Source organism: Runella sp. (assembly GCF_027484545.1).
In the GTDB taxonomy this organism is placed as follows: Bacteria; Bacteroidota; Bacteroidia; order Cytophagales; family Spirosomataceae; genus Runella.
The window spans coordinates 1-9,514 of the sequence record NZ_JAIXST010000072.1; the positions used below are offsets into that span (position 1 = coordinate 1).

General features: G+C 44.2%; 6 protein-coding genes. 4 read left to right on the forward strand and 2 right to left on the reverse strand.

Translation table 11 applies throughout. The annotated features are described in order from the left end of the window. Positions 1–375: 375 nt before the first annotated feature. From Q0081_RS06610 to Q0081_RS06620, 3 genes are read left to right on the forward strand one after another with little or no spacing between them, the layout of a single operon-like run. Positions 376–1,248, forward strand: a complete 873-nt coding sequence (locus Q0081_RS06610) for an AraC family transcriptional regulator (RefSeq protein ID WP_298350529.1) — start codon at positions 376–378, stop codon at positions 1,246–1,248. A gap of 41 nt (positions 1,249–1,289) precedes the next feature. Next, positions 1,290–2,402 (forward strand): family 20 glycosylhydrolase, encoded by a 1,113-nt coding sequence (locus Q0081_RS06615; RefSeq protein WP_298350531.1) that lies wholly within the window; start codon positions 1,290–1,292, stop codon positions 2,400–2,402. A 20-nt stretch (positions 2,403–2,422) separates the two neighbouring features. Further along, positions 2,423–3,619, forward strand: coding sequence for a DUF5009 domain-containing protein (locus Q0081_RS06620; protein WP_298350533.1), 1,197 nt, complete (start codon positions 2,423–2,425; stop codon positions 3,617–3,619). A 48-nt stretch (positions 3,620–3,667) separates the two neighbouring features. Here the strand turns inward: Q0081_RS06620 and Q0081_RS06625 are convergent, their stop codons facing one another. Further along, complete coding sequence (locus Q0081_RS06625; RefSeq protein ID WP_298350534.1) at positions 3,668–6,634, reverse strand: VPS10 domain-containing protein; 2,967 nt, start codon at positions 6,632–6,634, stop codon at positions 3,668–3,670. Between the two features lie 18 nt (positions 6,635–6,652). Next, positions 6,653–8,530 (reverse strand): CocE/NonD family hydrolase, encoded by a 1,878-nt coding sequence (locus Q0081_RS06630; RefSeq protein WP_298350536.1) that lies wholly within the window; start codon positions 8,528–8,530, stop codon positions 6,653–6,655. A gap of 364 nt (positions 8,531–8,894) precedes the next feature. Here Q0081_RS06630 and Q0081_RS06635 point away from each other — a divergent pair, with 364 nt between their 5' ends. Then, positions 8,895–9,062, forward strand: coding sequence for a hypothetical protein (locus Q0081_RS06635; protein ID WP_298350538.1), 168 nt, complete (start codon positions 8,895–8,897; stop codon positions 9,060–9,062). Positions 9,063–9,514: the final 452 nt, after the last annotated feature.

Sequence of the window (9,514 nt, forward strand, 5' to 3'; positions counted from 1 at the left end):
GAGGTCAGTTCAGATTTTTCTGCTTCTGACAAACTCACCTTTTTTGCTATGCGTGCCATGAGAATAAAATGTTTTACTCTCAAAATTAATAACTAAAATTAAATTGCCAAAACACTAGTGCCTTTTTAGTAACTTTTTCCAATAAAAAGCTTTTTGGAAAATATTTCAGACATATACAACAACTTTTAAGTACATTTTTGAATCCATATTACCGATAATTATATACCGAATAATATAAAACGTTTTTTGTTCATTATCATTTTACCGGCTCTTGTTAATTAAAGCTGTCAAAAGTAGAAATTATTATTTTTACGCGTTTATACGTTAAATTTTGAGTTTTAGCGAAAGTAATTTACACTATTTCCTATTCCTTCAATGAGTACTGTTTATCACGAAATTACCCCACTTACCGACAATGACTGCTTTATGGTCTTTGCTCGGGTTAAGAACAAATTTGATTTTCCGCTTCATCACCACGAAGAATTTGAGTTAAATTTTATTGAAGGAGCTCAAGGAGCCAAACGTATTGTGGGAGATAATATTGAAGTCATCCAAAACGTGGAATTGGTTTTGGTAGGCTCCAATATACCTCATGGATGGTTCACCAATGAACGCCCCGAAAGTAAAATTCACGAAATTACTATTCAATTTCACCGTGATTTATTTAACGAAAAATTGCTGCAACGCAATCAGCTCAGTTTTATCCGAACCATGCTTGAGCGCTCAGTACGAGGCATATCCTTTTCTCCAGAAACCATCCATTCTATCAAACCAAGGCTTCTTGCATTAAATCAAAATAGCGGTTTTGGCTCAGTTTTGGAACTGATGTCCATCCTCCATGACCTTTCGATTTCGCGCAATATGCACATGCTCACGAGTTCATCATTTGTAAATGAAAACTTCACCTACAACAGCCGCCGACTCGAAAAAGCGTTTGAGTTTATGAAAGCCAACTACGACAAAAATATATCACTCGAAGATATGTCTAAAATCGTAAGCATGACCGAAGTGGGTTTTAGCCGATTTATCAAAAAAAGAACGGGCAAAACCTTCATTGACAGCCTTAATGACATTCGGCTGGGACACGCTTCACGGCTATTGATTGATACAACGCTTACTATCGCCGAGGTTTCCTACAAATGCGGATTCAATAATCTGTCGTATTTCAACCGTATTTTCAAGAAAAGATACAATTGTACTCCCAAAGAATTTAGGGAAAACTACTCAGGAACAAGAACATTCGTATAGGTTACTTAAACAAATTATACTCAACCTTAACCATTACTTCTATGCGTAAATTATTCCATTTTAGGGTGCTGTTTTTTTTCTTCCTTTTCGTAAAAACAACGCTGGCTCAAACCAAATTGGATAGTTTGTTGCCCGTTCGCGGTTTTTGTATTGCGGCACCGCAAGTGAAACAGGTCGAGGCGTTTGTTACATTTATCAATGAAGAGTTGGCTCCGCGTCAGGTCAATACGCTGATTCTACGCGTTGATTACAACTACCAATTTGAGAGTCATCCTGAATTACGGGACAGCATTGCGCTCTCAAAACGGGACGTTCGGAAACTGGTCAATGCCTGTCAAAAACACGGCATCCGAATCATTCCGCAAATTAACTTACTGGGACATCAATCCTGGGCTTCAAAAACCGAAAATTTATTGCGCGTCTATCCCGAATTTGACGAAACACCCCACGTAAAAATGCCCGAAAAATACGTGTGGCCCAATGCCGACGGACTTTACTGCAAAAGTTATTGCCCTCTGCATCCGGGAGTACATAAAGTGGTCTTTGAACTCATGGACGAAATCTGCGACGTATTTGAAACAGATGCTTTTCACGCAGGCATGGACGAAGTTTTTTACATCGGCGACGCCAAATGCCCACGGTGCGCAGGACGCGATAAAGCAGAACTCTTTGCGGGGGAATTGAACGAACTTCGAAATCATTTGGCCCTCAAAAACCGCAAATTGTGGATTTGGGGCGACCGACTTATTGACGGAAAGGCAACGGGAATCGGCGAATGGGAAGGGAGCTACAACAATACTCATAAGGCTATTGACCTGATTGCCAAAGATGTAGTTATTTGCGATTGGCACTACGAACGGCCAGACCAAACAGCCGTTTACTTTGCCATGAAAGGTTTCAACGTAATTACCTGTCCGTGGAGAAAACCCAAAATTGCCGTTGCCCAAACGCAGGACATGATCAAATTCAGGCAAACGGCTACGAAGGACATGAGACCCCGGTATTTTGGAATGATGCAAACGGTATGGTCAGGAGCAGGGCCATTTTTAGACGAATATTACGGGGTGAAAGTGAACGAAAAAGCGGGTGAAAATACGGCTTCCAATTGTTTTAAAACCATGTTTGAAGAAATCAAAAAAGTAAGCGAACAATAATTTTTCCAAAACCCTTTACTGTGCAAACTTCTCTAAAACGCATTCTATCCATCGATGTTTTTCGGGCACTGACCATGCTTTGGATGATTTTTGTCAATGACTTGTGGAGCTTATCTGGAATCCCTTATTGGCTCGAACACGCCAAGGCCACCGAAGATTTTCTCGGTTTTGCCGATGTGGTCTTTCCCTGTTTTTTGTTTATACTGGGCATGGCCATTCCTTTTGCCATTCAAAACAGAATAACGAAAGCAGACAGTAACGGACAAATCATTCTGCATATCGTCACTCGTTCGGTGGCGTTGCTGGTGATGGGGATATTTACAGTCAATGTACCCGAAATGAACGAACAGGCCACGGGCATGAGTCGGGCTTGGTTTCAAATCTTAATGGTACTTGGATTCTTTTTAATTTGGAATGTATACCCCAAATATGAAATAACAAAGAAAATCGTTTTCATTGGTTTACAGGCTATTGTCGTCTGTTTACTGCTCTATTTAGCCTTTATTTTCAGAGGTGGAGAAGACGGACATTTAGTAAGAATGGCACCTCAATGGTGGGGAATCTTAGGACTTATCGGCTGGACGTATTTGGGGTGCGCTCTTATTTATCTCTTTTTCCATAAAACCCCCGTTTTATTGGTGGTTTCGTGGGCGTTTTTCACCTTCATGACCATTGCAGGGCACGCGGGTTGGTTACTGAAAATTTGGCCCAACGGACCCACTGACTGGATTTTAGGTAATGGTGCCTTTCATTCGTTTGCTTCGGCAGGGATTTTGGCTACGTTGCTGTTAGAACGTTTTTATACTCCTAAAAAGAAAATAAGCCTGATTCCCATTTTTAGCGGAATCGGCGTTCTTTTTCTGATTGCCGGGTTTATTTCAAGAAATTTCTTCATCATTTCAAAAATTCAGGCTACTTCGACCTGGATTTTCCTTTGCTGCGGGATTGCCTTTCTCCTGTATACGTTCATTTATTGGCTGGTAGATATTCAGGGAAAAGCGGGTTGGTTTGCGCTCATCAAAGTAGCAGGCACAAGCACATTGACCTGTTATCTAATTCCTTACGTTTACTACAGTATGGCCGATATGTTGCCTTTTTCAATTCCTGAGTCGCTCAAATTTGGCGCTGTTGGATTGGTCAAATCGCTGCTATTTGCGTTTCTTATTATCGGAATTACGGCTCTTTTGGGGAGAATGAAGATTAAGCTGAAAATCTAAGAATCAGGGCAGTTGAACTGCCCTGATTCCTGATAGTTTGACCAACTTTTATTTCTTCAACAAATCACTCAATTTTTTCTGCGCGGCCTGTACTGCGGCGATGGTTTGGGTAGTGGCAGGCATATCTGTATCGTGCAGGATATTATGCAGCGTAGCAAACTCCCCTCCCACTCTTTTGAGAGCGGCTTCCTGTGCCAAAACAGTTTTCAATCCTTCTTCGGTATAACGGGCCACTTTTCGCATTTCTTCGCTTTTTTTGATGGCTTCCAATGCTTTTTGCCTTCCTTCGTAACAAATCACTGACAAATCGTGAATCTGTTGGAGTTGGGCAGGAGTTGTCTTGACGCGCGGGTCCATTTTTAGGGTCAAAGGTTGGGATTTAGATTGGCCATTTACGGTGAGTTTCACCGAATACGTAGCTGGCAAAACCCAAGGTGAAGTAGGGTCAGGAGCGGTATTTTGATAAATGGACGAAATTGGAAACTGCACCGGCAAGTCTAACGGTGCGTAGTGCATATCCCACATGAAACGATGCGAACCTGCTTCACTCGATAAAATTTGTTGTGGTCGAATCCAATACGCAGGGGTATTGGAAGGGGGCAAAACGTAAGGTTTATCATTGCTTGAATACTTCCGAACCACTTTTCCTGCTGCATTCAGAATTTCCAGCGTCACTTCTCCATTGGCTTTGTCCTTCAGGAAATAGTTGATGATGGCTCCGTCGGGTGGATTTTGTCCACTGGGCTCTTCTTGAGGTATCGGGGTATCAGTGTTCAAATTCCAACGAACGCGGTAGGTCAATTGAGGTTTAAACAAAATTGACTGGCTCTCCGCAATGGAAGGCGCAATTTGTCGCAAAGGTGAAATATCATCCAAAATCCAAAAACCCCGACCGTGCGTACCTGCCACCAAATCATCGTCTTTGATGACCAAATCACGCACCGAAGTAGCCGGCATATTCAGCCGCAGTGATTGCCAGTTGTCGCCATCGTCAAAAGAGACATAAATAGCTTCTTCTGAACCTGCAAAGAGTAACCCTTTCCGAATAGGGTCTTCGCGCACCACGTTGATGGGTTCATTTTTTGGTAATCCTTTCACAATTTCCTGCCACGTTTTACCTCCGTCGTGGGTTCGGTAAATGTGCGGACGGGCATCATCACAACGAATTCGGTTGACCGCCGCATAGCAAGTGTTATTGTCGAAACGCCCCGCGTCCATGAGCGATATTTTACTCCAAGCAGTTACTTCAGGAGGTGTAATGTTACTCCACGTTTTACCACCGTCGCGAGTGATGTGCATGAGACCGTCGTCCGTGCCGGCCCAAATGGTATTGATATTTTGATACGATGGAGCAATCGTATAAATCACTCCCCGACGCGGCATTTTTTTCATTTCCTCCGACGTGTAGACTCCTACACTTTTCGGAATATCGTCGTAGGTTTCTCGCGTTAAATCGGGACTGATGACCTGCCAAGAGTTGCCCCCGTTTTGAGTTTTGAAAAGCACATTTCCCGCAAAAAACAACGTCTTTTTATCCACCGGAGAGAATAATACAGGGACTGTACGCACAAAACGGTATTTGCCAGAGCGCACGGATTCGGGCGCAATGTTCTGGGTTTGCCCCGTTCGTTTGTCAAATTTGGTAATTTTCCCGCCATAAATAATATTCGGGTCGAGCGGGTCGGGAGCTACGTAGCCGTATTCTTCTACGCCCACGGGATGCCATTCGCGAAACGAAATTTGACCGTCGTTTCCGCGGGAGGCAATTCCTACCGAGCCGCTTTCCTGTTGTCCGCCGTACACATTATACGGAAAGGCATTGTCCGTAATGACGTGGTAAAATTGCGCCGTGGGTTGGTTGTACCACGAACTGAACGTCTCTCCGCCATTGACAGTAATAATCGCTCCTTGGTCTGCCGCAATGAGAATGATTTGGGGATTGTCGGGATTAATCCAGATGCGGTGATAGTCATCACCACCGGGAGCTCCGCGAAAAGCACTCCAATTCTTTCCGCCATCCGTTGATTTCCAAGTCACTACGTTGGCCGAATAGACCACATCGGCATTTTTAGGGTCCACTTTAATTTCGGCAAAATCGCTTCCCCTCCCCCACAGGCGTTCATCGGGATTGGTTCTGTACCAGGAAGTTCCGGCGTCGTCGGAACGATAAATACCGCCGTTTTCGCCCGCATCTACCGTTGCATACAGGCGATTGGGGTCTGAAGGTGCAATTCCCAAACCGATACGCCCCAATCCTTGCTCAAACGTGGGTAATCCTTTCGTCAATTTTCTCCAGATCACGCCACCATCGGTAGATTTATAAAGACCGCTTTCGGGGCCTTGCCAAGCCCCGTTTTCCCACGGCCCCTGACGCGCCGCCCACAGCACAGCATAGACGGTATTAGGGTCTTTAGGGTCGAACATGACCTGCACCGCCCCCGTATTTTCATTTCTATACAGAACCTTTTCCCACGTTTTTCCGCCGTTTTCCGTTTTATAGATTCCGCGTTCTTCATTTGGACCGTAAGGATGCCCCAATACCGCCACAAAAACCCGATTTTCATTGGCAGGGTCAATGGCGATTCCACCAATTTGTTGCCCATCGCGCAAACCCGTATTCGTCCAGGTTTTTCCTCCATCAGTTGATTTATAAACTCCGTCGCCGATGGACAAATCAGGACGCTGAATACCTTCTCCACTGGCAACATACAGCACATTGGGGTTGGAGGGAGCCACGGCAATATCACCTACTGAACCCGTGGATTGATCGTCAAAAATCGGCACCCACGTACGACCGTAATCGGTTGTTTTCCAAGCGCCTCCGTTATTTACTCCTACGTAAAACACATTAGGTTGCTGCGGCACGCCCACGGCTCCAACAGTTCGGCCACCGCGGTGCGGGCCAATCATTCGCCACTTCATGGCGTTGAAATAGTTAGCCTGCCCCAATGCCGAATTTAACAGGCAAAATGTACAGGAAAGAAAAAATAGAAAAATAAGGGTTAGGCGATTCATAGGAGTTAGGATAAGATTTTACAGTTTCGTTTTTACGATTGGCAATTTGATTTGCGACGGGTAAAGGGTCGAATGATGAATTTGATTGTGTGCTACTATGCCTTTGCTTTCATCAAAATTATTCCCACCCGTGTTCAGATTTCGGTCAAATCGGGGAAAATTACTGCTTGATATTTCGATACGAATACTGTGTCCGGGAGCAAAAAAATTGGAAGTAGACATGGGACTGAGCGTCAATTTATAGACTTTTCCGTTTTCCATCATTACTTCTTTGTCAAAGCCTTCGCGGTAGCGGGCGCGGAGAATGGTTTCGTCCAAATTATAAGCGCGGCCATCCGGATATACATCCAAAATTTTCACCGTAAAATCAGTATCTTTTGCATCCGACGATACGTACAAAGTAGTTTCGATCGTACCCGTCATTTCCACACCGTCTTTGAAGGGTTCGGTCGTATACACCAAAATATCGTGGCGCGCTTCCATTTGATGCTGGTCAAACGAACCACCCTGCACGGAATTTCCTGCACAACACACATTACCTCCGTAAGAAGCTACGGGAAAAGCCGGGTCGTAGGTAAACACATCCGCTTTGTCTTCCTTGGGCAGGGTTTGCGTCGTCAGTTTTCCATCCCCGTATAAACTGTTCGCTTTTCCTCCACTGTGAAGGTAATAAGTGGTCATTTCACTAGTAGCAGGAGGCCACGTTTCGGACGATTGCCATTTATTGACACCCATCGTATAATATTTCACCCGTGGGGTCTTTTTGGCAAAATCGTTGGCTTCGCCTTTGAGCCACAGATCAAACCAACCATAAATCATACTATCGTAGTCCAAACGGGCATCTCCTACGCTGCGCTCACCCACAACGGTATTTTCGGTGGCGCGTTTGTAAGCGCAGTGAAGCGTAGGGGCAATGACAAGGTATTGATTATCCGCTATTTGCGGTGTTTTCGCACTTTTACGAACGTGGTTGAACAGTGCCAAATTCGGGCTACACGATACGTCGTACCAAGAAACAAACCAAAAACTCGGCTTATTGAGCGGCATATTGTCGTGATACAATCCTCCCTTGAACCATTCCGGGTCGTTGGGTTTACGTCGAATCATTTTTTCGTACACACCCTGTTGCCCATTTACATTTTTGATAATATCAGTCACCGGTAAATGACGAAATGCTTTTGACCAATCGACGGGCGGCATTTCGGTCGCCAGATCATAATAACGCGACGCCCTCACCAATTGCTCCTGCGTAGCCTCTTTGGGAAATAATGGACGCACCGCGTCGTTTTGCGTACCATACAGCCAAGAAGTAAAAAGCATTTGTTGCGCACCACCCCGGTACCAGTTGCCCTGTTCCCAAAACTCCCCTACTTTACCCACGCCCGCGCCAAACCCTTGCGGAACCATCGCGACGTGAGCAGGATGATCCAACGACGCTACCGCCATTTGCCATTCGGCGGTGGATGAACAACCCAAAGTGCCTATTTTCCCATTGCACCACGGTTGTTTGGACATCCATTCAAACGCATCGTAACCATCGGTAGTAGGTATCCCCAAAATATCCCAAGTTCCTTCGGAAAAGAATCGTCCTCGCTCATTTTGAACTACATACGCATATCCGCGCGATACGGCATCCAAAGCCGACTGATACGTCCCATTTCTCGCCTCTCCGTTTCCCCAGGAATTGAAATTATAAGGAGTTTTGGAGAAAATAATCGGGACGGGTTTGTCCGTTTTGGGACGGTAAATATCCGTAGCCAACCGCACTCCGTCGCGCATGGGCATCATTACTTTTTGGTCAATGACGGCAATGGCCTGCAATTTTTTAAGCACATCTTCCTGTGCCCAACTAAACAGCGGGGAGGTTAAAAGAAAAATGAGTAACCGTTTTTTCATTGTTGATTTAGTTTAGTAGATGAAGGTATTCTTTTCATTAAGTCAATGAGTTGGCTTTGCAAAAGGGCTGTGAGACATCGCCGAAGGGGAAGATGTAACTATAGAATTTGCCAATTGCGTTATTTTAAGGCACTTTTTCTCCTTGTAGCAAAGCTACACCAAAGCAGGCGTTTTTAAAAATAACTTGGCAGGCTTTAGAATACCTTGAGACACTTAGGTGGGTTTATTAGCACAGTTCGTTGTTACGAGGCTATTACTATAGAGAGTGCTGTGGGGCACAGCACACGGGGGAGAACTTAAATACAGCTATTTTCATTACATACAATGTTTCTATATATTTGTATGGACTAAAAAGTGCTTTTCCATGAAAAAGAAAGAGAAATATAACAGCTTTCAGGAAATGAAGGAAAGTTCAGCTTCAATCAACTCGGAAAATGCCGCCGTAGTAACGGAGCGTCATGAGAAACTGGAGGGCTTTATACGTTTTTTGAGGGGTAATCATGCAAAAAGCACCGCCACAAACAATAAGTAAGCCAGTACCCGGAGAATAATATGGATTTTAGTGGCATTCTTCACCTCTTCACTGCATTAAATAAGCACTATGTTCAATCAATGGTTGTTGGTGGTACGGCTGTAGCTTTTTACGGCCATTACAGGCGGTCTACCACAATGGCCGGTTAGATTATTGAAAAGCCTGACATAGATATTTGGTACAATCCAACCTACCAAAACTATTACAATCTGCTTAACGCCATACAGGAACTTGGTAAGGATATAACTGAATATAGAGACGAAGTTATACCCGACCCCAAGAATTCTTTCTTCAAATTTGAATTTGAGGATTATACTCTTGATTTCCTGCCAAGTAACGTGTAAATAATAAGCTGGTCAATTTCTGCCTTTTACAAGGTAGTTCCATTTGGGTCTTTTATCATCAAATAATATGAATGTCTCTATATTATCTCTAAACTTTTGACAAACCAC

What these genes read in the sequence shown, in the direction of transcription:
- Q0081_RS06610 (WP_298350529.1), top strand. Translation starts at nt 376, where the DNA reads ATGAGTACTGTTTATCACGAAATTACCCCACTTACCGACAATGACTGC.
- Q0081_RS06615 (WP_298350531.1), top strand. Translation starts at nt 1,290, where the DNA reads ATGCGTAAATTATTCCATTTTAGGGTGCTGTTTTTTTTCTTCCTTTTC.
- Q0081_RS06625 (WP_298350534.1), bottom strand. Translation starts at nt 6,634, where the DNA reads ATGAATCGCCTAACCCTTATTTTTCTATTTTTTCTTTCCTGTACATTT.
- Q0081_RS06630 (WP_298350536.1), bottom strand. Translation starts at nt 8,530, where the DNA reads ATGAAAAAACGGTTACTCATTTTTCTTTTAACCTCCCCGCTGTTTAGT.
- Q0081_RS06635 (WP_298350538.1), top strand. Translation starts at nt 8,895, where the DNA reads ATGAAAAAGAAAGAGAAATATAACAGCTTTCAGGAAATGAAGGAAAGT.